At 45.6% G+C, this 25323-nt stretch carries 19 protein-coding genes; 12 read left to right on the top strand and 7 right to left on the bottom strand.

Annotated elements, in window-relative coordinates; all coding sequences use genetic code 11:
• Positions 1-70: 70 nt before the first annotated feature.
• From WKT20_RS10405 to tilS, 6 genes are all read right to left on the bottom strand, one after another.
• Positions 71-1171 carry a TlpA disulfide reductase family protein gene (locus WKT20_RS10405; protein WP_117702379.1) on the bottom strand — a complete coding sequence of 367 codons (1101 nt, stop codon included), beginning with the start codon at positions 1169-1171 and terminating at the stop codon, positions 71-73.
• Between the two features lie 75 nt (positions 1172-1246).
• Positions 1247-1930, bottom strand: a complete 684-nt coding sequence (locus tag WKT20_RS10400) for an AbgT family transporter (RefSeq protein WP_340417328.1) — start codon at positions 1928-1930, stop codon at positions 1247-1249.
• Positions 1920-2642 carry a DUF5932 domain-containing protein gene (locus WKT20_RS10395; RefSeq protein ID WP_007561928.1) on the bottom strand — a complete coding sequence of 241 codons (723 nt, stop codon included), beginning with the start codon at positions 2640-2642 and terminating at the stop codon, positions 1920-1922. The genes WKT20_RS10400 and WKT20_RS10395 overlap by 11 nt, the downstream gene beginning before the upstream one ends.
• A 31-nt stretch (positions 2643-2673) precedes the next feature.
• Complete coding sequence (locus WKT20_RS10390) at positions 2674-7101, bottom strand: DUF5113 domain-containing protein (RefSeq protein WP_340417327.1); 4428 nt, start codon at positions 7099-7101, stop codon at positions 2674-2676.
• Positions 7102-7256: 155 nt separating this feature from the next.
• Complete coding sequence (locus WKT20_RS10385) at positions 7257-7433, bottom strand: histone H1 (protein WP_007561922.1); 177 nt, start codon at positions 7431-7433, stop codon at positions 7257-7259.
• A gap of 116 nt (positions 7434-7549) precedes the next feature.
• Positions 7550-8824, bottom strand: coding sequence for a tRNA lysidine(34) synthetase TilS (gene tilS / locus WKT20_RS10380; RefSeq protein ID WP_340417326.1), 1275 nt, complete (start codon positions 8822-8824; stop codon positions 7550-7552).
• Between the two features lie 127 nt (positions 8825-8951).
• Here tilS and feoB point away from each other — a divergent pair, with 127 nt between their 5' ends.
• Genes feoB through WKT20_RS10365 form a run of 3 tightly spaced genes read left to right on the top strand, consistent with a single transcriptional unit; the run spans position 8952 to position 12475 of the window.
• Positions 8952-11429, top strand: a complete 2478-nt coding sequence (gene feoB, locus WKT20_RS10375) for a ferrous iron transport protein B (protein ID WP_118163072.1) — start codon at positions 8952-8954, stop codon at positions 11427-11429.
• A complete protein-coding gene (locus tag WKT20_RS10370) occupies positions 11336-11602 on the top strand; it encodes a FeoB-associated Cys-rich membrane protein (protein WP_310591266.1) in 267 nt (88 codons plus the stop codon). The genes feoB and WKT20_RS10370 overlap by 94 nt, the downstream gene beginning before the upstream one ends.
• 30 nt (positions 11603-11632) lie before the next feature.
• Positions 11633-12475 (top strand): OmpA family protein, encoded by an 843-nt coding sequence (locus tag WKT20_RS10365; protein ID WP_007561911.1) that lies wholly within the window; start codon positions 11633-11635, stop codon positions 12473-12475.
• Positions 12476-13018: 543 nt separating this feature from the next.
• On the opposite strand, the gene WKT20_RS10360 is transcribed toward WKT20_RS10365, so the two are convergent.
• Positions 13019-13285: a hypothetical protein gene (locus WKT20_RS10360; protein WP_117702373.1), complete on the bottom strand. Its 267-nt coding sequence runs from the start codon at positions 13283-13285 to the stop codon at positions 13019-13021.
• A gap of 293 nt (positions 13286-13578) precedes the next feature.
• Here WKT20_RS10360 and WKT20_RS10355 point away from each other — a divergent pair, with 293 nt between their 5' ends.
• The 9 genes from WKT20_RS10355 to WKT20_RS10315 all read left to right on the top strand — a co-directional run bounded on the left by WKT20_RS10355 (position 13579) and on the right by WKT20_RS10315 (position 25210).
• A complete protein-coding gene (locus WKT20_RS10355) occupies positions 13579-15324 on the top strand; it encodes a sodium:solute symporter (protein WP_117747374.1) in 1746 nt (581 codons plus the stop codon).
• Positions 15325-15504: 180 nt separating this feature from the next.
• Positions 15505-16662 carry an aldose epimerase family protein gene (locus WKT20_RS10350; RefSeq protein ID WP_118242619.1) on the top strand — a complete coding sequence of 386 codons (1158 nt, stop codon included), beginning with the start codon at positions 15505-15507 and terminating at the stop codon, positions 16660-16662.
• 49 nt (positions 16663-16711) lie between these two features.
• The gene (locus WKT20_RS10345; RefSeq protein WP_117702370.1) at positions 16712-17389 is read left to right on the top strand and encodes an NUDIX hydrolase; all 678 of its coding nucleotides are present in this window, start codon (positions 16712-16714) and stop codon (positions 17387-17389) included.
• 4 nt (positions 17390-17393) lie between these two features.
• The gene (locus WKT20_RS10340) at positions 17394-18083 is read left to right on the top strand and encodes an L-ribulose-5-phosphate 4-epimerase (protein ID WP_117747372.1); all 690 of its coding nucleotides are present in this window, start codon (positions 17394-17396) and stop codon (positions 18081-18083) included.
• 42 nt (positions 18084-18125) lie between these two features.
• A complete protein-coding gene (araA, locus tag WKT20_RS10335; RefSeq protein ID WP_007561883.1) occupies positions 18126-19652 on the top strand; it encodes an L-arabinose isomerase in 1527 nt (508 codons plus the stop codon).
• A gap of 107 nt (positions 19653-19759) precedes the next feature.
• Positions 19760-21355, top strand: coding sequence for a xylulokinase (locus tag WKT20_RS10330; protein WP_117702368.1), 1596 nt, complete (start codon positions 19760-19762; stop codon positions 21353-21355).
• A gap of 134 nt (positions 21356-21489) precedes the next feature.
• Entirely contained in the window at positions 21490-23505 is a 2016-nt protein-coding gene (locus tag WKT20_RS10325; protein WP_117702367.1) for a transketolase family protein, read from the top strand.
• Positions 23505-23939: a ribose 5-phosphate isomerase B gene (gene rpiB / locus WKT20_RS10320; protein ID WP_007561878.1), complete on the top strand. Its 435-nt coding sequence runs from the start codon at positions 23505-23507 to the stop codon at positions 23937-23939. The genes WKT20_RS10325 and rpiB overlap by 1 nt, the downstream gene beginning before the upstream one ends.
• A 227-nt stretch (positions 23940-24166) precedes the next feature.
• Positions 24167-25210, top strand: a complete 1044-nt coding sequence (locus WKT20_RS10315; RefSeq protein WP_117702366.1) for a DUF4468 domain-containing protein — start codon at positions 24167-24169, stop codon at positions 25208-25210.
• Positions 25211-25323 lie beyond the last annotated feature (113 nt).

Raw genomic sequence — 25323 nt, 5'->3', positions numbered from 1 at the left:
AAAAACGCGGGCCTCTCTATCGAAGGGTCCGCGTTTCTTTTATAATAAGTTTTTACTTTGAGGAAGCTGATTACTTCATCAGTTCTGCAAGTTTCGCTTCCAGGTCTTCACCACGCAAGTCACGAGCTACGATTGTACCGTCTTTTGAAACCAACAAAGTAGCCGGGATGGCACGCACACCATACAAAGCTGCACCTTCACACTGCCAGCCTTTCAAATCAGACATTTGCGGCCAAGTGATATTCAAATCTTTGATTGCCTTTTTCCAGCTTTCCGCATCGTTATCCAAAGATACACCTACAATGCCGAAACCTTTTGCTTTATACTTCGCATAAGCAGCTACTACATTCGGCATTTCCATACGGCAAGGTCCGCACCAGCTAGCCCAGAAATCAATCAGTGTATAGTTGTTGGCAGCGATGAAGTCAGACAATTTCACCGGTTTGCCTTCTGGCGTATTCAGCGTAAAATCGATAAATTTCTTTCCTACAGCTGTCTTAGCCACTGTCTCTACATGTTCCTTCAAAGCCTTTACCTCTTCATTTTCAGCAAAAGCAGCCGGAACTTTTTCCAGCAAAGACTGTACTTTTTCTACTTCAAAAGAAGAACCGAACATGGTCAGCAAGTGTACTCCTGCGGCACTAGCAATATTCTCAGACACGAGCTGATAAATACGGTCCATACCTTCTGTTTCCTTCTTGTCGAGAACTTCCATCAGTGAATCACGCTGTACCTCAGTCAACAAAGTATCACCCTTGATCTTCTGGTACATGTCGTTCATCTCCTTACCAATCTTCTGGTATTCATCCATGAACTTCTGATAAGTATCATTGTTCGGTGTTCCTGAAATGCGGCTTTCCATCGGGCTCAGATTTACCTGAATGTTTCCTTTTTCTACAAACACCATGGCAGCCATACGGGCATCTCCCTTCATGTAAGTTACAAAACGAGATACAGCCACAGAATCGGGAGTTCCCTTAAATTCAAAAGTTCCGTTTTTTACAACTACAGAATCAAGTGCTTCAAAACCTTCTTCTGTCTGTTTCTGCAAGAATACGGTATCGCCATCGGCCACACCTTCGGCTGTACCCTTAATGATATAGCCTGCTTTTTCCTGACAAGCAGCCAAAGACATCAGTCCGGCTGCTGCAAATAATACAATTTTTTTCATCTTATACGTTTATTCCGATTTTTGTTGAAAATAACGGGGCAAAGATAATCGTTTCAAGGAAAACATCCCTATTTTTTATAAAAGAAAAAGTACACAGCAAAGCAGATAAACTCCGCGACACACTTCATCCGACAATCCGGCATAATCTGTCAGTCCACTAAACTCCAGCGAAGAGAAAAAAAGCGTGATGAAAAGAAGTACGACAAAATACGCAGCCCGGCACTTGTAAAGATAGGCCATTCCTTCTACTACATCCGAATCGTCCAAATAAGAATCTGAAGCAAAGCCATACACTATGGAAGGCAGAGCTACTCCTAATGAACACACGCCCCAGAAGCCATCGGCCAACGGAGAATCTGACAATGTACCAATGGCACTGCGCACCGTATTCCAAGGGCCAAAAGCCAGCAACACACATAACCCGACATACACTAAAAAAGTGACAGCAGCCAGCCCCATTCCTCGTTTCTCTTTTCGGGAGAATTTTCGGGTACCCGACACCATCCTGTGACAGGCATTGCCCAGCCCAGAATGAAGGAACAAACCTCCCCCAAAGAAAAGACACACCACAGTTTGAAATACAGGAGAAAGAATATAGTCATCCAAAAGCGTACGCAAAAGCCACCGCAGCCCTTCGTCACTCAAAAGACTGCGTACACCTTCCCACTCATAAATACTGCCGGTCCATGACAACAAGGCAGCCAGCAAAAACAGTAGCAGGAAGCAGGTGGCCGGATGCAGGCTGAATTTATTCTTCATCGGGTTCCAGATTGTCGATATCAAGTATGCGCAACTCAAACGCACGGGTTACCAGGCGACAAGCATTGACTCCAGTCCGTTCATCAGAGCGGAACAACCGGTTTACAAGTTCATTCTGCCTTTTCTCAATCGATTTTACACCGAAAGGCATACCTTTAAGGTTGGTTATCATTTCCTTGGTATAGCCCAGAGCCAGGTGACGAAGCAGACGTTCGTCGTACTCGTCAATGTCATAATCAATAATTGCCTCCTGACGACGCTGTTCTACTTCCACCGTCTGCATGAAACGGGCGACAATTTTTTCCAGTATCGGCTCGTTGAACACCATCTTCTTTCCATCCATGACGGCCTGCACATCAGTTGCGGTCAACAGTTCGCCGGTCTTCAAGATGATGCCTACTGCTCCAGCCCGAAGCGCATCCACCCAGAGTTTCTCGTTCAGAATCTCTCCGGTGAAGATAAGCACCTTCAGCTCCGGACGTTCTCGGTGAAGACGGGCACAAATCTCCACTCCGATAGTGGTAGAACCTCCCAACCCCAAGTCAAGCAACACCATATCGGGCGTGCACGTCTCCATCAGCTTCCAGAACTCTTCCTCGGTCATGGCCGTACCTATGACCTCCGCATTCGGTATTTCGTGACGGAAAATTTCTTCCGTTCCCTTTAATTCCAGTTTGACATCTTCTACTATGACAACCTTAAACTTCTCCATTTTGTCTTGATTTTATGTTCATTCCAATTCGTTATTTCTTCTGCCTGAGCGGCAAGGTAAACCACACACTGAATCCCTTTCCTCCTCCGTCTCCCTGCCAAGGACTAGCATTGATGCGGCAGCCTCTTCGTCCGCCATACTCGTCATGGTCACGGATAACCTGCTTGCACACCAAGTATTCTGTACCTGTCAACCGCTGTCCGTCACCTGAAGGACACATACGCTCTCTGTCGGGATAAAACAAAGCGTTCAATTCCTCCTGCGAATAAGTCCGTCGCATATCAATGAAATCCATGCGTACAAAGCCGTCTTCTGCTTTTGCTTCCAAATGTAAGGTCCCGGAAGTCTCATAACGCACCGCCTCATCAATCAGATTTTCAAGGAGAAAGAGCAACAAAACCCGGTCACCCGTTACCCATAGCGAAGGTACATCCATCTGCCATTCCAGCGTAAAGTTACGCTTGCGCATCACCTTACGCAAATATTTCTCCGCGCCCTCTGCCAGCTCGGCTACCCCCACTTCCGTACGACGGAAAGTAACCTCCTCCAGCTGCCGTGAAGCACACGAGCTGAGAAGCGTAAATATATCCTTGTAATACCCCACCAGTTCCGACATATTCTCCAACAACTCCGTCCGTTGTGCGCCCGTAACCTCACCGTTTAATTTATCGGCCACTTGCTTGATTCGGCTCGGATAATAGATTGTTTCATGCTTGATGGTAGAAAGGCAGTTGTCGAGCACCATATTCTGCACATGTAATTGATTCTCCTCAAAGAGTGAACGACGGGCCTCATCCTGAGCCAGTTCAATGTCATGAAACTTCCGGTTCACCTGTACAATGGCATTATACAAAATAACCGCCAGATAGTTACATACCATTTCAACTAACAAACGGTCTTCTTCCCGACTATAGGCACGTGCCAGCTTTAAAGCCAATACTCCCACGCAATGTTTGTCGCCTCCTGTTTCTACCCACAAAGGCAAGAAACTCCATTTCATGACACCGCTCCACTGCATCTGTCCCGAATCGTAACACCGCTGGAGACGTTCATGCAATTCTTCTTCATTCTCTTCCGCGGTAAAACATGCCGTTTTCAGATGAGTGGTTTCCTCGTCATACACAGCCAATGCCAGATTCTCCAGCAACAGCATCTCGTTCAACTCGTTGAACATACTCCGTACAATCCGGTCCAGCACCTCATCACCGAGTCCTTCCGTACAAGAAGCAGCTGAAAAGATGGTACGGTTCACCACAAACACCTGCTCCATGTTGTAACGATAATGCAAGCGATGGCGAAGATAAAGCGCATAATAGGCTACCAGGCATCCGCAAACCAGCAACACGAACAAAGACAAGGCAATACGCTTGTTGCTGGCCGAACGCTGCATCTGCAAGCAATACTCCTCCAAAGAATTATCCTTACTCAAACGTTTGTAAAGAGCCGCGTAAGCCGCATTGTTATAGCGGTATTTCCGAAAATCCTTTACAGCCAACGAAGCCACAGCCGCTTCATTACGCACATCCAGCAAAATAAAATAATCCGTATCGAACGACTGGGCCAGCCAAGTCAACTCAGCCCCCTCTCCTTCACTCTCCAGCCGAAGCAACGGACCGCTTTTTCCCGAATAACGAAGATAATGAGCGTTCATATAATACAATACACTGTCGGCTAACATCAATGCTGTGGAATATTCTCCGTTCACATTGCACTCATATACCCAGTTGGCATAATCATTGGCAATAGCCAGTAAACTGTCATACGGAGCCACCTTTTCATTGCTGACCGTATGCGAGACAGACTCCGGTTGGGAAGAACAAGCTACTCCTAACAGCAGACACAAACCTATCCACAAAAGTCCGACCATCCGCCGCGCTCCTTTGGGCAAACGGAAAGAGAAACGACTGCCTTTTCCTGGCGTACTTTGTATGTCGAACCGGCAAACCGCAAACAAGCTGTTCGTCTTCCGATACTTCTCAATAATTCCCTTGCAGTTCATCAGCCCGAAACCATGACCTTTCTGACGTTGTAGCTCTGCCGCATCCGTGGCAGTATCCATACCAATGGCCCCCGAATCGTACACTTTCTCTCCCAAGATACGCATACGGTCCTTTTCCGAAAGACCCGGTCCGTTATCTTCCACTGCAATCTCCACATAGTCGGGAGTTTCTTCTGCGGAAAGACTCACTTTTCCACCTTCCTGCGTATATTTACGGGCATTTTCCACCAATGTATTCATCATAAAGAGCGTCAATGCCTTGTCGGCTTTTATACAAGCCGTTGTTTCTCCTACGGTCAGCGTCTGTTTTTTCAATTCAAAAGAACGACGTCCCTTGGCAATCATCGCAAACAACTCCTGCAACTCAAAGTTTTCAATGTTCAGGCTTAGTGTACCCTGCCGCATCTTAATCCATAAAGCCAGAATGTCATTGTATTCATTTATTTTTGTCACCAGCTCATCGATATAGCCTAACTTCCCCTGCTGTATAGTTTCTGTATTTGCAGCCGGAAGTGTACGGAGTTTTCGTACCTCGTTTACCATACGGTCAATATAAGGTACGATTCCTGTCACAATCGACAAACACGCCTTTTTCACTTCATTCTGACGTTTGTTCTCCATCAGGTGAAGTTCATGGACGTACTGTTCTTTTTCCAGTCTCTGCTGTTCCTCACCTAACGAAACCAGGTTCATGCCATGTTCCAGTGTCCAGGCCAGGTAAGGTAATAGCAATCGGATAAGTGTCTGCTCCTCCTTTCGCACAGGAACCGCAAACCACATCCACAGTTTTCCCACAATCACCTCCCTGTCGGGTAGTTGAAGGTCATACACTAACGGAGTACCCTCATGCAATTCCACATTTTCTTCCTCCCTCTCTTCCTCATCGCAGAATGTAATGCACACATCACGCACACCAAACAATTCTGCCAGTTCTGGTTTCATCACTTTTACTACCGCATAGGCCACCTCTTCCCTGCTGGTTGCCGAAACAGGTACCGCTCCCGTAATCTGCTGACAAAGCCCTAAAATGCGCTTGAGTTCCATGAGATACATCGTATTCTTCACCCTCCAGGAACGGTTCAGCCAGATAAATAATACGACTAATACCAAGAAACCTGCTACCACAAGCCACAGCAACACATTCAACTGTCCGGTTTCCTTTTCCAACGCCAAGAAACGACTTTCCAATTCCTTATCCTGCCGGGTATAGTCCAAAATATCCAGATACACATTGCGATTATAATCCGATTCTGCCTTGCATCCCATGGCAGAATACGTACGACTCAGCTGTTCCCGTAACCGGGCTATCCATTCTGGCACCGTATTGATACCCTCGTCATTAATCCATTTCAATTCGATGGAAGTGCCGTCTCCTGGTAGATATGCCTGCAAGCGGTCGAGTGAATCCTTGCAATGGTAATATTTCTCGTGATGCAGATTGACATAATTCAAGGCCTTCTTCAGATTAACCAATGCCTTTTCAGGCTGTCCCGTATAATTATAGAACGTCGCAATGGTACGATAAGTACCCGATATCTGATACCAGTCACCATAGCGTTTGAATAAACTCAACGCATCCCTAGCAAAAACTAGCGGCAGACTGTCCACCGGCAAGTTGTCGGGATTGACCAAGCGAAGCATTCCCGCCCTTTTCTCACTCAGCAACAAACGATTACTGCGGAACACTAGCAGCTCGGCCATCGCTTGAAGCGCATTAGCCTCGAAATAGGTATATCCCCTGAACTGAGCTACTTGCAGACACTGTACCAGATACCCAAACTCTCCGATAGTCACTTCTTCACGTGTAGGCGCCTCGTACATACCCCCCGATCCACGCATATAAGCATAGTACAGCCATTGCGCCGTATCATTTTTCAAAGCCTCTTCCGGCACAGCATTGATAGCCTGCATAGACTCTTTGTCCTGCTGCAAATAATAATAATAAATTCCCGATACGATATAAAACTCCGAAAGCGCATAATTCAACCGCCCTTCCAGCCCACTCTTTTCAAGCGAAAACCGATCCTCATTGAGACGCCGGATACGTTGTAATGCACTGTTATGATAATCATAGAACTCATTGTTCATGGAAGTGCGCTGACAGATTTTCATCATCCCGACATCGGCCACCAGACGCTCAATCTCGTTATTACTGGTTTCTGAAGCCTTTTGAAATAAACGTGCTGCATGCTCAAAGTCCATTCGCATGAATGCACAGAAGCCCATATTGTTCAATGCCTCTGCCCTGCCCGATGCATATCCTTCGGACAACCTCCAAGCTTCTGTAGCAGCTTTAGAAGATAAAGAAAGATCCTTATAATGTGTCTCATACGCCACACGGTTCAATGAATCGACCTGTGCGTACACCCTCTGATGTACCGGACGTTTGCACGAAAGCCACAGCATGCCGCACACAGCACACACCATACATACTAGTCCAATCTTCCGAAATCCCTTCATAAACACGTTCGTACAAGTCCACACAAATGTACGAAGTTCCCCTTTAATAAGCACCTCTCCGTGTGATAAAAAAACAAAAGAGAGATTATAGCGTGCATCTTAACCGCACCGGCTATAACCTCTCTCCCTCAGACATGAGTCCGTCTTGAAACTATTTATTTTTTTGACTCTTCCAGAGATACTTTTCTAAATTCTTTCAAAACTTTTTCTAACTCCAAGGATGCCTTACGGGCACGAGTTCCTGCAGCTTTGTTACCTTTTTCTGCCTGCAATTCAGCATCTGCAACCAAAGCGGCATTCAATTCTTTGATTTTTGCAATTAATTCGTTCATAATTCTGACTACAATTTAAATTAAACGTATTCAAAGTAAATACAATTCCCTCAATGTGATAACTTTACCCTCTCTTTTTTTGCATCTTTTAATACAAAAAACTGCAGATAATGCAATTAGACAAGCTTTAGATTTATAACAAACCGTGTCTCTGACGTTACTCGGAAGCGATTATCCAACCGTTCATTCACAAGCCACACGATACGGTCGCCATCACACACCACCCACTGGCGTTCTTTTTCAAAACGAGAGAACTTTTTGTCACGCAAATAATTACGAACAGATTTAAAGCCTTTCATCCCAAACGGAATAAACTTATCTCCTGACTGCCATTTGCGTAAAGTCAGCTCACCTTGTACTTTCTCTGCATCCACATAAGCTTCTTTATTATTATGAGGAACAGAAAAAGGAGGATTTACTTCCATCCGTTCCAGACATAACTCAGGCTGAGGTTCCACCTCTCCCGACGGACGACGTATCAACCGATTACGATCAATTAATAAAACCCATTCACGACTATAAAATATCCGTCCCGATTCTCCATGCAATGCACGGAACACATCATTCACTTGTACCGCATTGAACCCCAACGGATATAGCAGTTCAAAAAGCAGATTCTGTGCACCCGGCTCCCTGCACAAAGCAGGAATATCAATAGTTTCCCCATCAGGCATCACCCGTTGCTTAGCTGCCTGTATAGCCTCCTGATACACCTGTGCTACATCCGACAACCTGCGTGCAGTTTCCGCAATCGTATCACTCACTGACGGATTGATGGTTTCCAGCATCGGAATTACATTCAGACGAAGCTTGTTGCGCACAAACTCATCCTGCAGGTTGGTGCTGTCTGTCACATAATCCTGTCCCAACGAAGAAAGATAGTCCAAAATCTCCACACGACTCACACACAGCAACGGGCGCACCACATCTCCATTCACCGGACGGATACCCTGCAAACCGTTGATACCTGTTCCCCGCACCAGGTTGAGCAGAAACGTTTCCACACTGTCATCACGGTGATGCGCCACCGCCACCACCTTTGCTCCGCATTCCTGGCGCAATTTTGCGAACCAGTCATAACGTAACTCACGGGCTGCCATCTCGACCGACACATTATGGGAAGCAGCATAAGCGTTTGTATCAAAATGAATCACGTGCAAAGGCACTCCTAACCTTTCAGCTAATGCCCGCACAAAACGCTCATCACGCACCGACTCTTCTCCCCGGAGATGAAAGTTACAATGAGCCGCCTCGCATGCATAGCCCAAACGCAGAAGCACCCGCAACAGAGCCACCGAGTCGGCCCCACCGCTCAATGCCACCAGCACTTTGTCGCCAAAGCCCAACAAGTGCTTTTCTTCTATAAACTGACTGACTTTCCTTATAAACATAGTACAAACTTAGAGATAAAAATGAAAAAGCTCCATACAGACACTGTAATTTAAAAACATTCTAAATAGTTTGCAGAAAAAGATGCAATGCCCTATCTTTGCATCGAATTAAAACAGTGAATAAAACATGAAACTCTCTGAATTGAAAACTGGCGAAAAAGGCGTCATCATCAAAGTCCTCGGACACGGAGGATTTCGCCGTCGCATCATTGAAATGGGGTTCATTAAGGGAAAAACAGTGGAAGTGGTACTCAATGCACCGCTTAAAGACCCCATCAAATACAAAATAATGGGTTACGAAGTATCCCTCCGCCGACAGGAAGCCGATATGATTGAAATCGTCAGCGAAGAAGAAGCACGACGTACAGCCGCCACAGATACTTACCATGAACCTATTTCGCAGGGTATCCCCGTAAGCGATGAGGTAATGAAAAACATTGCTCAGGGAAAACGACGTACCATCAATGTGGCATTGGTGGGAAATCCGAACTGCGGAAAAACCTCACTTTTTAACGTCGCTTCAGGTGGACACGAACACGTGGGTAACTACAGTGGTGTGACCGTAGATGCCAAAGAGGGTTTCTTTGATTTTCAAGGTTATCACTTCCGTCTGGTGGACCTACCAGGTACTTACTCCCTTTCGGCCTACAGCCCGGAAGAACTCTATGTGCGTAAACACATCATCGAGGAAACACCCGATGTGATTATCAACGTGGTGGATGCAGGCAACCTGGAACGTAATCTCTACCTCACTACCCAGCTTATTGATATGAACGTGCGCATGGTAGTGGCACTGAACATGTACGATGCCCTGCAGCACAGCGGCAACAAACTGAACTACCACAAGTTGAGCGAACTGTTGGGAGTACCTATGGTACCGACAGTAAGTCGTACGGGCGAAGGCATTGACAACCTGTTCCACGTTATTATCGGTCTGTATGAGGGAGCCGACTTCATGGGACAGAAAGAAGAAATCAAGAACGAAATTCTCCGCGACTTCCGCGAATGGCACGATGCCTATGTGCCCGGACATAAGTATGAAGGGGCAGGCGAAGAAGACAACTTCACCGCCAAAGGTTTTATCCGCCACATCCACATCAACCACGGACCGGAAATTGAACGGAGCATCGACAACGTAAAGAGGGAAATCAGTAAAAACGAAAATATCCGTCACAAATACTCTACCCGCTTTCTGGCCATCAAGTTACTGGAGAATGACAAGGATATAGAGACACGCGTCATCGCTCCCCTCCCCAACGGAGCAGAAATCCTAGCTATCAGAGACAACGAAGCGGCACGTCTGCGTGAGCTGGGCAATGACGATAGCGAACAATGCATTGCCGATGCCAAATATGGCTTTATCTCAGGAGCCTTGAAGGATACCTTCACCCAAAATAATCATGACACGGAAGCGTTTACACGAGTGGTAGACAGCATCGTGACCAACCGTTTCTGGGGATTCCCCATTTTCTTCATCTTTTTGTACATCATGTTCGAAGGAACCTTTGTACTGGGAGAATACCCGCAACAAGCCATCGAATGGTTCGTGGGACTTATTGCACAGGGAACAGAAACCTTCCTGAGTCCGGGCCCGCTGAAAGACCTGATTATTGACGGAATCATTGGTGGTGTAGGAGGCGTAATTGTCTTCCTGCCCAATATCCTGCTGCTCTACTTTTTTATTTCCTTTATGGAAGATTCCGGCTACATGGCACGTGCAGCCTTTATCATGGATAAAATCATGCATAAAATGGGACTTCACGGAAAATCGTTCATCCCGCTCATCATGGGATTCGGATGTAACGTACCTGCCATCATGTCATCGCGTATCATCGAGAGCCGCAAGGCACGGCTGGTCACCATGTTAGTGAACCCGCTCATGTCGTGCAGTGCCCGCCTTCCCATCTACCTGGTCATGATCGGCGCATTCTTCCCCGGCAAAGCCAGTCTGATTCTGCTGTCCATCTATGCCATCGGCATCCTGCTGGCCGTACTCATGGCCCGCATCTTCACCAAGTTCCTGGTGAAAGGCGATGACAGCCCCTTCGTGATGGAACTTCCTCCCTACCGCATGCCAACCGCCAAAGTAGTGCTGCGCCACACATGGGAGAAAGGAAAGCAGTACCTTAAAAAGATGGGTGGAATCATCATGGTAGCTTCCATTATCATCTGGTTTCTGGGATACTATCCTAACCACGAAGCATACGAAACCACTGCCGAGCAACAGGAGAACTCCTATATCGGCCAGTTAGGAAAAGCCATTGAACCCGCCATCGAGCCGTTGGGATTCGACTGGAAGATGGGTATCGGTATTCTGTCGGGAATCGGAGCCAAAGAACTTGTGGTAAGTACCTTGGGAGTGCTCTACACCAACGAGGACGATGTAGATTCCGTCGATCTTTCCGAACGCATCCCCATCACACCACTCGTAGCCTACGGTTACATGTTGTTCGTACTGATTTACTTCCCGTGCATTGCAACCTTAGCTGCCATCAAGCAGGAATCCGGTGGATGGAAATGGGCTATCTTTGCTGCAACCTACACCACCGTACTGGCATGGATTGTGTCATTCGGAGTCTATCAGATAGGAAGTTTATTCATCTAATAATTTTTACCATTATGGATATTCAAGACATTCTCGTATATATCATTGTAGCCTGCTGCCTTCTCTGGGCTGGCAGGCACCTTTTCCGTACCCTTATCCGCCGAAAAGGAAATTCAAACGGATGTGGATGCGGATGTAGCGGATGCAACGGGTGTCCTTCACACAAAAAATAGAACCACATTTTTTTGAAAAAATATAAGACTATGAAAAGATTAAATGTAATAGTGCTGACCGGAGTACTGATGATAAGCAGCACCTCGTGTGTCACCAAGAAAAAATTCCTTCTTGCAGAGAACGGAAGAATAGAAGCTCTTTCCAGAGGCGATAAGCTGCAAGGACAATTAAATGAATGCCATAACGAAATGGACAAAATGCGTGGACAGATTGCCCAATTGCAGCAAGATACAAGCCGAAAAGGGACCTCAATCCGACATTACCAGCAACTGCTGTCGAGCAACATGAATGAGCAGGAAAAACTGAATGCGTTGCTCGGTGAAAAGCTAAAAGAATTGGATGAACGCGAAAAAACCATTCAAGAACTGCAAAGCATGATAGACCAGCAAAATGCCCAGGTGCAAAATCTGCTCAACAGTGTAAAGGATGCCTTGCTTGGCTTCAGCAGTGACGAACTGACCGTACGAGAACAGAATGGCAAGGTCTATGTGGCCATGTCTGATAAACTGTTGTTTCAATCCGGAAGTGCCAAACTGGACAAGCGTGGCGAAGAAGCCTTGGGTAAACTGGCCGAGGTGCTGAACAAACAGACTGAAATTGACGTATGCATTGAAGGACACACCGACAACAAACCGATTCATACCGCACAATTCAAGGACAACTGGGACCTGAGCGTAATCCGAGCAACTTCTGTAGTACGTATCCTGATTGAAAAATACAAGGTCAATCCACTGCAGATACAACCTAGCGGACGTGGAGAATTCATGCCAGTGGCCGACAATGAAACAGCAGAAGGACGCGCTAAGAACCGCCGCACGGAGATTATCATGTCGCCAAAACTGGACAAACTGTTCCAGATGCTGAAAAAATAAGAATAAACCATCTTTATTCATTGTATTTACTTAACGCAAAACGTAAGTACATAGAAAGAAATACTCGCTCGCATATTTTATGTTTCCCCCGTGCAAACCGTATGTTTCCCGAAACGAAAATGTAGGGTTTCTTTGCTGAAAACATACGGTTTCGCCTCGGGAAACATAATAAACGACAAGAGGTTTCCTGCTTATCTCCAAAGTATTTATCAGATTACTTCAAAACTGTCAATACGTTAACCCTACAAATACCTGGCAAAAAGCCATAACCATGTACATCCATATTCCATTCTACTTCCGTAGCAATATATTGGCCGGCACATCCGTACGAATGTTTACTCCATCTGCATCCAACTGAATGAAAGGACGGTTCCAAGCTTCTCCTTTCTGACGTACCACGAAAATAAGCGTCAGCTAATCCTTAATATGGAATACAGCATATCCTTTATGCGGTTCAATCCTTCCGTCATGAAAGCAGCATCATATGTAGCCCTATTCCATACAAATGCAGTTGACATACTATGATTAACTTCGCTTCCATACTCATTCAATGATACCTGTGACCGCGTCGAATCCATAATTGGCCAGTTTTTTCAACGCCCACTGACAGATGAACATATATCTGTCCGCTATCGAAGCCACTTTTGCCCAAGGAGCCTTTCTAATCAACTCCTGAGTTTCTTTCTTCCCCTCCTGTGTGGTCAGATAGCGGGGATGTCCTTGCGGAAGCTTCAAGTCTAACCGCCCGGTTTGTGCATGTACCGCCCCTATAACTACAGACAGGCACAGCAAAAGAATCAGCCTTTTCATATCTTCTAGTTTTTTATTTTCACATATACTAATACGAACGGACACGTAAAAATACTCAAAAGTCTACAGAAGTTTTTTACTTTCGTTGTCCGCTGAAATGTTAAAAACGAAAGAGGATGAAAAAAAAGAAGGAAACATGCTCTAAAACATGGGTTTTTATTAGTGTAATTTTACACTTATCCGTAATATTGCATTCAAATTAGTGTTACTAATACACTTTGAAAAACAAATGAAATAGAACCAGTTTTTGATAACCGAGAAATCAATACACAAATAATTAAAATAATACTATTATGAATTGGAATTCAACTGAATTTATTTGGCTCGACTGGTTGGTTCTCGCCGTTGGAGTCATGGCTATTGTATGGGCTGTTTACCGTGCAATAAAGAAAGATCAGGAAAAAATGAAAGGTGCCGACAGTCAGGACTACCTTTTCGGAAAAGGGGAACCTTGGTACATTATCGGTGCTGCCATCTTCGCAGCAAACATCGGTTCTGAGCATCTTGTAGGATTGGCCGGTACAGGTGCAAAAGACGGTGTAGGTATGGCACACTGGGAAATGCAGGGTTGGATGATCCTGATTCTAGGCTGGCTGTTCGTTCCGTTTTATCAGCTATTAAACAACAAAATGGGCAAGATTATCACCATGCCTGACTTCCTGAAATTCCGCTACACACAACGTACTGGTTCATGGTTGTCTATCATTACACTGATTGCCTACGTATTGACAAAAGTATCTGTTACTGCATTTACTGGTGGTATCTTCTTTGAATACTTACTTGGACTTCCATTCTGGTGGGGAGCAATTGGCCTTATCTTTATCACGGCTATCTTCACTGTGTTCGGAGGTATGAAAGGAGTAATGACACTTTCTGCCATCCAGACTCCTATTCTTATCATCGGTTCGTTCCTGGTTTTGTTCCTGGGCTTGAATATGCTTGGCGATGGCAGTATCTCAGAAGGATGGTCACAAATGATGGCTGTTTGTAATGCCGCACACGACGGTTTCGGAACAACTCATATGTTCCACACTGACCCAGCTGACCCGATGTATCCGCAATTCCCAGGTTACGTGGTATTCCTCGGAGCATCTATCATCGGTTTCTGGTACTGGTGTACAGACCAGCACATCGTACAGCGTGTGCTCGGACAGACTAAAGGAGAAGACAACCGCAAGGTTATGGCACGCGCACGCCGCGGTACAATCGCAGCCGGTTACTTCAAACTGTTGCCTGTTTTCATGTTCCTGATTCCGGGTATGGTAGCATTCGCACTCTCACAGAAAACCGGCAGCAACATCGTAATGGATATAACCAACACACATGACACAGACGGTGCTTTTGCCATGATGGTAAAGAATATCCTGCCTGCAGGTGTGAAAGGTATCGTAACCATCGGTTTCATCTGCGCCCTCGTAGCTTCTTTGGCCGCATTCTTTAACAGTTGCGCGACATTGTTTACAGAAGACTTCTACAAACCTATGAAAAAGGGTATGAGCGAAAGCCACTACGTAATGGTAGGACGTGTAGCTACAGTCGTTGTCGTACTGTTGGGATTGGCATGGATGCCTATCATGATGAACATGGGTAACCTGTATTCTTATCTTCAAGATATTCAATCTTTGATTGCTCCTGCCATGGTAGCCGTATTTACACTGGGTATCTTCTCTAAGCGTATCACACCGAAAGCTGGTGAATGGGGACTTATCGGAGGATTCCTCATCGGTATGCTGCGCTTGCTGACTAATGTAATCACTGACTCTGGTAAAGCGGTAATGGACGGAGCGTTCTGGGAATGCACTTCTTGGTTCTGGCAGACTAACTGGCTTATCTTCGAGGTATGGTTACTGGTATTCATCGTTATCATGATGTACGTAGTATCCATGTTTACTGCCAAACCGACATCTGAACAAATTGCAGCTATCACTTTCACTGGCGACTACAAGAAAGCTATTCGCGAAAGCTGGAATATGTGGGATGTAATTGCCACATTGGGCGTTGTAGTTCTCTGCGCATTGTTCTATGCATACTTCTGGTAATCCATAAAAACTAACTTATAAATGAAGAGGATATGTAAAAAAGCTGCATATCCTCTTCATTGTTTTATAGAAACTACTGAAAAACACTCATTCTATGTTGAAAAACATCTGAAAAAAAAGAACAAGCAATCGTTTTAAGTGTTACTTTTACACCATAGATAAAAACATCAACAATTTCATATGAAAAGCATGAACAAATCTTTTTTAGGGGCAAGTATCATCCTTGCAGTATTGAGCGGTTGTGCTTCCAAGCAAGCCCAACAACCGGAACTGACATTATCAGGCTTGAACCCTGCTAATTTTGAGGTTTCAGCAGAAAATACCAAACCTATCAAACTTTACACTCTGAAGAACAGTCAGGGAATGGAAGTTTGTGTAACGAATTTCGGAGGACGAATCGTATCAATCATGGTTCCCGACAAAAATGGAAAGATGACAGATGTCGTTCTTGGCTTTGACAGCATAGCTGACTATCAGAATATTCCAAGTGACTTCGGAGCTTCCATCGGCCGTTATGCCAACCGAATCAACAAAGGAAAAATTACTATTGACGGACAGGAAATCCAGCTTCCTACCAATAACTTCGGTCACTGCCTGCACGGTGGTCCTACCGGATGGCAGTATCAGGTATACGAAGCCAACCAAGCCAATGACAGCACCATCGTGCTGACCATGAAATCACCTGATGGAGACAATAACTTCCCAGGAAATGTAACTGCCAACGTGACTTACTCACTGACAGCTGACAATGCCATCGACATCAAATATGATGCTACTACAGATAAGACAACAGTCATCAACATGACTAACCACTCTTATTTCAACTTGAATGGTGACCCGTCTAAACCTGCTACAGATCATCTGCTTTACGTAGCTTCCGACAGTATTACTCCGGTAGACAGCACCTTCATGACAACAGGTGAAATGATGGCAGTAAAAGATACTCCGTTCGACTTCAACACACCGAAGGCCATCAGCGAAGGAGTGACCGATTTCTCTAACGAACAAGTGAAATTCGGTAACGGATTTGACCATAACTGGGTATTGAAAACCAAAGGTGACATCAATCAGGTGGCAGCCAAACTGACCAGCCCGACCACAGGTATCAGCCTGGAAGTGTATACAGACGAACCGGGTATTCAAGTGTATACCGGAAACTTCCTGGACGGAACAGTGAAGGGAAAGAAAGGCATCGCATACCCGCAACGTGCATCTGTATGTCTGGAAACACAGCACTATCCTGACAGTCCCAACAAACCCCAATGGCCTTCTGTTATTCTGGCTCCGGGACAAACTTACCACAGCCACTGTATCTTCAAGTTTACAGTAGAAAAATAACAAAGACCAAAAGAGACCAAGTTGTAAAGAACCAAAAGTCACGAACTTCATGACCACATACTATAATCATAATCCCAAATTTTATGTCGGAATCGACTGTATTATCTTCGGATTCGACAAAGGCGAACTGAATCTATTGCTGCTCAAAAGAAACTTCGAACCTGCAATGGGACAATGGTCGCTGATGGGAGGCTTCATTCAGGAAAACGAAAGTGCTGATGATGCAGCCAAACGCGTATTAAGTGAACTGACCGGACTGGAAAATGTATACATGGACCAGATTGGCGCATTCGGAGCTGTAGACCGCGATCCGGGCGAACGAGTTATTTCACTGGCTTATTATGCCTTAATCAATATCAATGAATATGACCGTGAACTGGTGCAACAGCACAATGCTTTCTGGGTAAACATCAATGAATTGCCCGACCTGATTTTTGACCACAATGAAATGGTCGAGAAAGCTCGTGCCATCATGAAGCAAAAAGCCTCAAGGGCACCTATAGGCTTCAACCTCTTGCCAGAACTGTTCACCCTGACGCAGCTTCAAAGTTTGTACGAAGCGATTTACGGTGAACCGATGGACAAACGAAATTTCCGCAAGCGTATTGCAGAGATGGGATTTATAGAAAAAACTGATAAAATTGATAAAACTGGATCAAGAAGAGGAGCCTCTCTCTACAAATTCAATGACAAGGTTTATCAGAAAGATCCAAAATTCAAACTTTAAGAATATGTTAGAAGCACTGAAAGAAGAAGTGTTTCATGCCAACCTGGATTTGGTGAAACACGGACTGGTTATTTTCACGTGGGGAAACGTATCAGCCATCGACCGTGAAAGCGGACTGGTGGTTATCAAACCCAGTGGAGTGTCTTACGATGAAATGAAAGCAGAAGACATGGTAGTAGTCGACCTGGAAGGAAACGTGGTAGAAGGAAACTTACGTCCCTCAAGCGACACACCGACTCACCTTGTATTGTACAAAGCTTTTCCTGAAATCGGAGGTGTGGTACATACACATTCTACCTACGCTACCGCATGGGCACAAGCAGGCTGCGATATTCCGAACATCGGAACGACTCACGCCGACTATTTCCACGAAGCCATCCCCTGCACTGCCGACATGACAGAAGAAGAAGTGAAGGGAGCTTACGAAATGGAAACTGGAAACGTAATCGTGAAACGTTTTGAAGGCATGAATCCGGTACATACCCCGGGCGTACTCGTAAAGAACCATGGTCCTTTCTCATGGGGTAAGGATGCCCACGATGCCGTTCACAATGCCGTAGTTATGGAACAGGTAGCCAAAATGGCCAGCATTGCTTATGCTGTCACCCCACACCTGACCATGAATCAGCTGCTGATAGAAAAACACTTCAGCCGCAAGCACGGTCCGAACGCTTATTACGGACAGAAAAAATAACATAAAAACAAATATCCAACCAAATAAAAACATAAAATCACTATGAACGCATTTGATCAATATGAAGTATGGTTCGTAACCGGAGCTCAGCTCCTTTACGGAGGCGATGCAGTTATCGCAGTAGACGCACACAGCAACGAAATGGTAGCAGGTTTGAATGCCAGCGGCAAATTGCCTGTAAAAGTAGTATATAAAGGAACTGCCAACTCTTCTAAAGAAGTAGAAGCAGTGTTCAAAGCAGCCAACAACGAAGAAAAATGTATCGGTGTAATCACTTGGATGCATACTTTCTCTCCTGCTAAAATGTGGATTCACGGCTTGCAGCAGTTGAAGAAACCGTTGCTCCACCTGCACACTCAGTTCAACAAGGAAATTCCTTGGGATACCATGGACATGGACTTCATGAACCTGAACCAGTCTGCTCACGGTGACCGTGAATTTGGTCACATCTGCGCTCGTATGCGCGTACGCCGCAAAGTAGTAGTTGGCTATTGGAAAGATGAAAACACATTGTCTAAGATTGCTGTATGGATGCGCGTATGTGCTGCATGGGCAGACTCTCAGGATATGCTGATTCTGCGTTTCGGTGACCAGATGAACAACGTAGCCGTTACAGACGGTGATAAAGTAGAAGCTGAACAGCGCATGGGTTACCACGTAGACTACTGTCCAGTAAGCGAACTGATGAGCTATCACAAAGAAGTAAAAGACGAAGAGGTAGAAGCTCTTGTAAAAACTTACTTCAATGAATACGACCACGATGCAGCACTGGAAGACAAAGCTTCTGAAGCATACCAGAAAGTATGGAACGCAGCTAAAGCTGAATTGGCTCTGCGTGCTATCCTGAAAGCTAAAGGTGCCAAAGGTTTCACAACTAACTTCGACGACCTGGGTCAGACTGACGGAAGCTACTTCGACCAGATTCCGGGATTGGCTTCACAACGCCTGATGGCAGAAGGATATGGTTTCGGCGCAGAAGGAGACTGGAAATCAGCTGCTTTGTATCGTACAGTATGGGTAATGAACCAGGGATTGCCTAACGGATGTTCTTTCCTGGAAGACTACACACTGAACTTCGACGGTGAAAACAGCTCTATCCTTCAGGCTCACATGCTGGAAGTTTGTCCGATGATTGCTGCCAAGAAACCTCGTCTGGAAGTACACTTCCTCGGTATCGGTGTACGCAAGAGCCAGACTGCACGTCTTGTCTTCACTTCTAAGGTAGGTACAGGATGTACTGCTACTGTAGTAGACATGGGCAACCGCTTCCGTCTGATTGTAAACGACGTAGAATGTATCGAACCGAAACCGCTGCCGAAATTACCGGTTGCTTCTGCACTTTGGAAACCGATGCCTAACTTCGAAATCGGTGCGGGTGCATGGATTTTGGCTGGTGGTACTCACCACTCTTGCTTCTCATACGACCTGACTGCAGAATACTGGGAAGACTATGCTGAAATTGCGGGTATCGAAATGGTACATATCAACAAAGATACTACCATCGACAGCTTCAAGAAAGAACTTCGCATGAACGAAGTATACTACATGCTGAACAAAGCTCTTTGCTAATACTTAATCAAGTATATCTTAAAAGTGCTGGACAGAAGATTTCTTTCTGGCAGCACTTTTATTTTTTAATATTGCCTTATTTTTCACTTTAACTAATCGATTTTAATATGAAAGATGCAAAGTCAACCATTGAGGCAGGTAAAGCCATTTTGGGTATTGAATTCGGTTCTACCCGAATCAAAGCTGTCCTGATTGACCAGGAAAATAAACCTATTGCTCAGGGAAGTCACACCTGGGAAAACCAGCTGGTAGATGGTCTTTGGACCTACAGCATTGAAGCTATCTGGGCTGGTGTGCAGGACTGCTATGCTGATCTTCGCGCAAACGTAAAAAGCCAGTACGGTATCGAAATAGAAAACTTGGCAGCCATCGGTATCAGTGCCATGATGCACGGTTACATGGCTTTCAACGATAAAGAAGAAATCCTCGTACCGTTCCGTACATGGAGAAATACCAACACTGGCAAAGCAGCTGCCGAACTGTCTGAACTCTTTGTCTACAACATTCCGTTGAGATGGAGTATCTCTCACCTCTATCAGGCTATCCTGAACAAGGAAGAACACGTGAAGGACATCACTTTCTTCACTACATTGGCAGGTTACGTACACTGGCAGATTACCGGCGAAAAAGTTCTGGGTATCGGTGATGCTTCTGGTATGCTTCCTATCGACCCTGAGACAAAGAACTACTCTGCCGAAATGATTGAAAAATTCGACAAGTTAGTAGCTCCTTACGGATACAGCTGGAAACTGACAGACATTCTGCCGAAAGTATTGCTGGCAGGAGAAAATGCTGGTTGCCTGACTGAAGAAGGTGCCAAGAAACTCGACGTATCAGGCCATCTGAAAGCAGGTGTACCTGCTTGTCCACCGGAAGGTGATGCAGGAACAGGTATGGTGGCTACCAATGCTGTAAAACAGCGCACGGGTAATGTATCGGCTGGAACTTCTTCTTTCTCTATGATCGTACTGGAAAAAGACCTGTCAAAACCATACGAAATGATTGACATGGTAACTACTCCTGACGGAAGCCTGGTAGCCATGGTACACTGCAACAACTGTACTTCCGACCTGAATGCATGGGTAAACCTGTTCAAGGAATACCAGGAACTGATGGGTATGCCGATAGATATGGACGAAATTTTCGGCAAGCTGTACAACCACGCACTGACAGGTGATGCAGACTGCGGCGGACTGATTTCGTACAACTATTTCTCAGGCGAACCTGTAACCGGCCTGACAGAAGGACGTCCGTTATTCGTACGTACAGCAAGCGATAAATTCAACCTGGCCAACTTTATGCGTGCACACTTGTATGCATCGGTAGGCGTACTGAAGATTGGAAATGACATTCTCTTCAACGAAGAAAAAATCAAAGTAGACCGCATCACAGGTCACGGAGGTCTGTTCCGTACCAAAGGTGTAGGTCAGAGAGTTCTTGCAGCAGCCATCAACTCACCGATTTCTGTGATGGAAACTGCAGGAGAAGGTGGTGCATGGGGTATTGCCCTGTTAGGTTCTTATCTGGTAAACAATGACAAGAAGCAGTCACTGGCTGACTTCCTCGACGAAAAAGTGTTTGCCGGAAATGCTGGCGTGGAGGTATCTCCTACCGCAGAAGACGTAGCCGGATTCAATGCTTATATTGAAAATTACAAGGCTTGTCTGCCGGTAGAAGAGGCTGCGGTAAAATACAAGAAGTAAAAAAATGTAAAATAAATAAGTTACTTACACTTTGTAATTTACATATAAATGTCATACCTTTGCTCATAATTTCAAAAAGCGGGTGACTTGTGCCACCCGTATTTTATGTAGCATACAAATCAAAATTTAGTTATATGAACAGCAAACAAGTAATGAATCACGCTGCTGACAATATTCGTATTTTGGCTGCTTCAATGGTTGAAAAAGCAAAGTCTGGACACCCCGGAGGTGCAATGGGTGGAGCCGATTTCATCAATGTCTTGTATGCAGAGTATCTGCAGTATGACCCTCAGAACCCGAAATGGGAAGGTCGCGACCGCTTCTTCCTGGATCCGGGCCACATGTCACCGATGTTGTATTCACAATTGGCTCTTATCGGTAAATTTACATTAGACGAATTAAAACAATTACGTCAGTGGGGCTCTCCTACTCCGGGACATCCTGAAGTGGACGTAATGCGCGGCATTGAGAACACTTCTGGCCCGCTGGGACAGGGACATGTATTTGCTGTAGGTGCTGCCATCGCTGCCAAATTCCTTGCAGCTCGTACGGGTAATCCTACTTTCAATAAAGAAACTATCTACGCTTATATCTCTGACGGTGGTATTCAGGAAGAAATTTCTCAGGGTGCAGGCCGTATTGCCGGTCACCTGGGTCTGGACAACCTGATCATGTTCTATGACTCAAATGACATCCAGCTTTCTACAGAAACAAAGGATGTTATCTCTGAAGATACAGCCATGAAATACCGTGCATGGGGATGGAATGTCATCGAAATCAACGGTAACGACTGCGAACAAATCCGTACTGCTCTGGATGCTGCAAAAGCAGAAAGCAAACGCCCGACGCTGATTATCGGTAAATGTATCATGGGTAAGGGTGCCCGCAAGGACGATAACTCTTCATACGAACACAACTGTAAGACTCACGGTGCTCCTCTGGGTGGCGACGCTTACAAGAACACCATGATTAACTTGGGTGCTGACCCTGAAAATCCGTTTGTTATCTTCGATGACGTAAAAGAAATTTACGCAAAACGTGAAGAAGAACTGAAAGCTATCGTAGCTGCACGTCATGAAGAAGAAGCTGCATGGGCTGCAGCTAATCCAGAAAAAGCCGCTCAACAGAAAGAATGGTTCAGCGGAGCAGCCCCGAAAGTAGACTGGGCTAGTATCCAACAGAAAGCAAACGATGCTACTCGTAACGCATCTGCAGCAGTATTAGGCGCATTGGCACAGCAGGTTCCTAACATGATCTGTGCTTCTGCCGACTTGTCTAACTCTGACAAGACTGACGGTTTCTTGAAAAAGACTCATGCATTTGTAAACGGTGACTTCAGCGGTTCCTTCTTCCAGGCCGGAGTAGCCGAACTGACTATGGCTTGCTGCTGTATCGGTATGGCACTGCACGGTGGTGTAATCGCTGCCTGCGGTACATTCTTCGTATTCTCAGACTACATGAAACCGGCTGTACGTATGGCTGCCCTCATGCAGTTGCCAGTGAAGTTCATCTGGACTCACGATGCATTCCGGGTAGGTGAAGACGGTCCTACTCACGAACCAGTAGAGCAGGAAGCACAAATCCGCTTGATGGAAAAACTGAAAAACCATCACGGTAAGAACTCTATGCTGGTACTTCGTCCGGCCGATGCAGAAGAAACTACTGTCTGCTGGAAACTGGCTATGGAAAATACCGATACTCCGTCGGCTCTGATTCTGTCTCGCCAGAACATCAACATGTTGCCTGCAGGTACAGACTACTCACAGGCTGCCAAGGGAGCTTACATCGTAGCTGGTTCTGACGAAAACCCGGATGTCATCATGGTAGCTTCTGGTTCTGAAGTATCTACCTTGGTAGCTGGAGCCGAACTGCTTCACAAAGACGGTGTGAAGACTCGTATCGTATCAGTTCCGTCAGAAGGTTTGTTCCGCAGCCAGAGCAAGGAATATCAGGAAAGCATTCTTCCGGCTGGAGCCAAAGTATTTGGTCTGACAGCTGGTCTGCCAGTCAACTTGTTGGGTCTGGTAGGTGCAAACGGCAAGATTTGGGGATTGGAATCATTCGGTTTCTCTGCTCCATACAAAGTGCTGGATGAAAAACTGGGCTTCACTGCTGAAAATGTATATAACCAAGTAAAAGAAATGCTCTGATGAAAACAATAGGACTTGCATCCGACCATGCCGGATTTGAATTGAAACAATACGTGAAAAAATGGCTGGAAGCCAAAGGATGGGAATACAAAGATTTCGGAACTTACACAACCGACAGTTGTGACTATCCCGACTTTGCTCACCCGCTGGCTTTGGCAGTAGAAAACGGAGAATGCTATCCGGGAATTGCCATCTGCGGAAGTGGTGAAGGAATCGGTATCACCCTGAACAAACACCAGGGTATCCGTGCCGCACTTTGCTGGATTCCGGAAATTGCTCATCTGGCCCGTCAGCACAACAATGCCAACGTACTGGTGATGCCGGGACGTTTCATTGATGAAGCAATGGCCGACAAGATCATGACGGAATTCTTCACTACCGATTTTGAAGGCGGACGCCATCAGGCACGCATCGACAAAATTCCCGTTCGATAATCCCCCACTCCTGCTTCGGAGAGGTTCTATTTGATAGAAATACGTACAAAGCCTGTTTTCCTGAAAAGGGAAACGGGCTTTGTTGTTTTTACTGAAATGTATAATTGTTTCACAAAAAAATAATAAGAAATCCTATTCCTACACCGCAGTTAAAAAAAATACCTATCTTTACACATGCTATCTTTAAGAAATAATGTTTCATACTATAAAAAACTTTGATACGAATCATGAAAAAACTATTGTTCATCTTATTGGCCTGCCTGCCGTTGTTTGGAATGGCCAAAGATAAAAAAGACAACTCTGACCCGAAATATCTGGCTGGAGCGATTACAATGGAGGATGGAAAGGTTACCTTCAATCATGAAATCAAGGCTCCTTCCCTTTCAAAAGAACAACTCTATCAGCAGATGCTAGACTGGGCCAACAACCGCTTCAAATCTGACGGAAAACTGCAGAGCCGAGTAGTCTATACCAACGAAGAAGAAGGTGACATTGCCGCCTCTGCCGAAGAATACATTGTGTTCTCTTCCTCGGCACTTTCACTGGACCGTACCCGCATCTACTACCAGTATCTGATCAATGTAGCTGATGGAGTATGCCACATGACCATGACCCGCATCCGTTACTGGTATGACGAGAACCGCGACGGAGGAGAAAAATATACTGCCGAAGAATGGATTACCGATGACATGGCACTGAACAAGAAGAAAACCAAACTGGCTCCTATCTGCGGAAAGTTCCGTCGTGAGACCATCGACCTGAAAGACCAGCTCTTCCAGTCGGCTACCGATGCACTGGGACAAAAGGTACTGGCTAACGAAACAGCTCCTGCTGTAGTTCCGGCAACTCCTCTGACCCCGGCCATGACCCTGACCGGCGAACTGAAGGAAGTGCCTGTAGCACAATTCTCAGACAACTGGAACAGTCAGTTGCAAAACGGACGCATTACCCTGACTGCCAACGATGAAGAAATAGAAATCAAGGCCGAAAACTGGGGAGGTTTTGGTAAATTGTTCAACAAAAACGTGGCTTACCTGCTGATTGCACAAGACCGCATCGCTCTTAGTGCCCTGATGGAACAGTGCAGCGAATATAAGATTTCATTCTATGCACAAGGTGCTTCCCAACCGACAGCAGTTATCGAATGTAAGAAGTCAATGAGCCAGAAAATGACGGCTGAAGATCTGAAATCACTTAACATTCAAGCAGATAACAGCAAGTCATACACCATGTATACAGGCGAAATCACACGCACTCAGCTGCGTCAGTAACTACATAGAAAAACGTCCTTGCGCTTCAACCGAAACACAAGGACGGTTTGTTTTAAACGCTTTGACGTTTTACCTAAAACGCAAGTGCGTTTTAAATGAAACGCTTCGACGTT

The sequence above is a fragment of the Phocaeicola sp. ICN-14070 genome, from assembly GCF_037892625.1.
GTDB lineage: Bacteria > Bacteroidota > Bacteroidia > Bacteroidales > Bacteroidaceae > Phocaeicola > Phocaeicola plebeius.
This window is presented reverse-complemented; position numbering and strand designations above follow the sequence as displayed.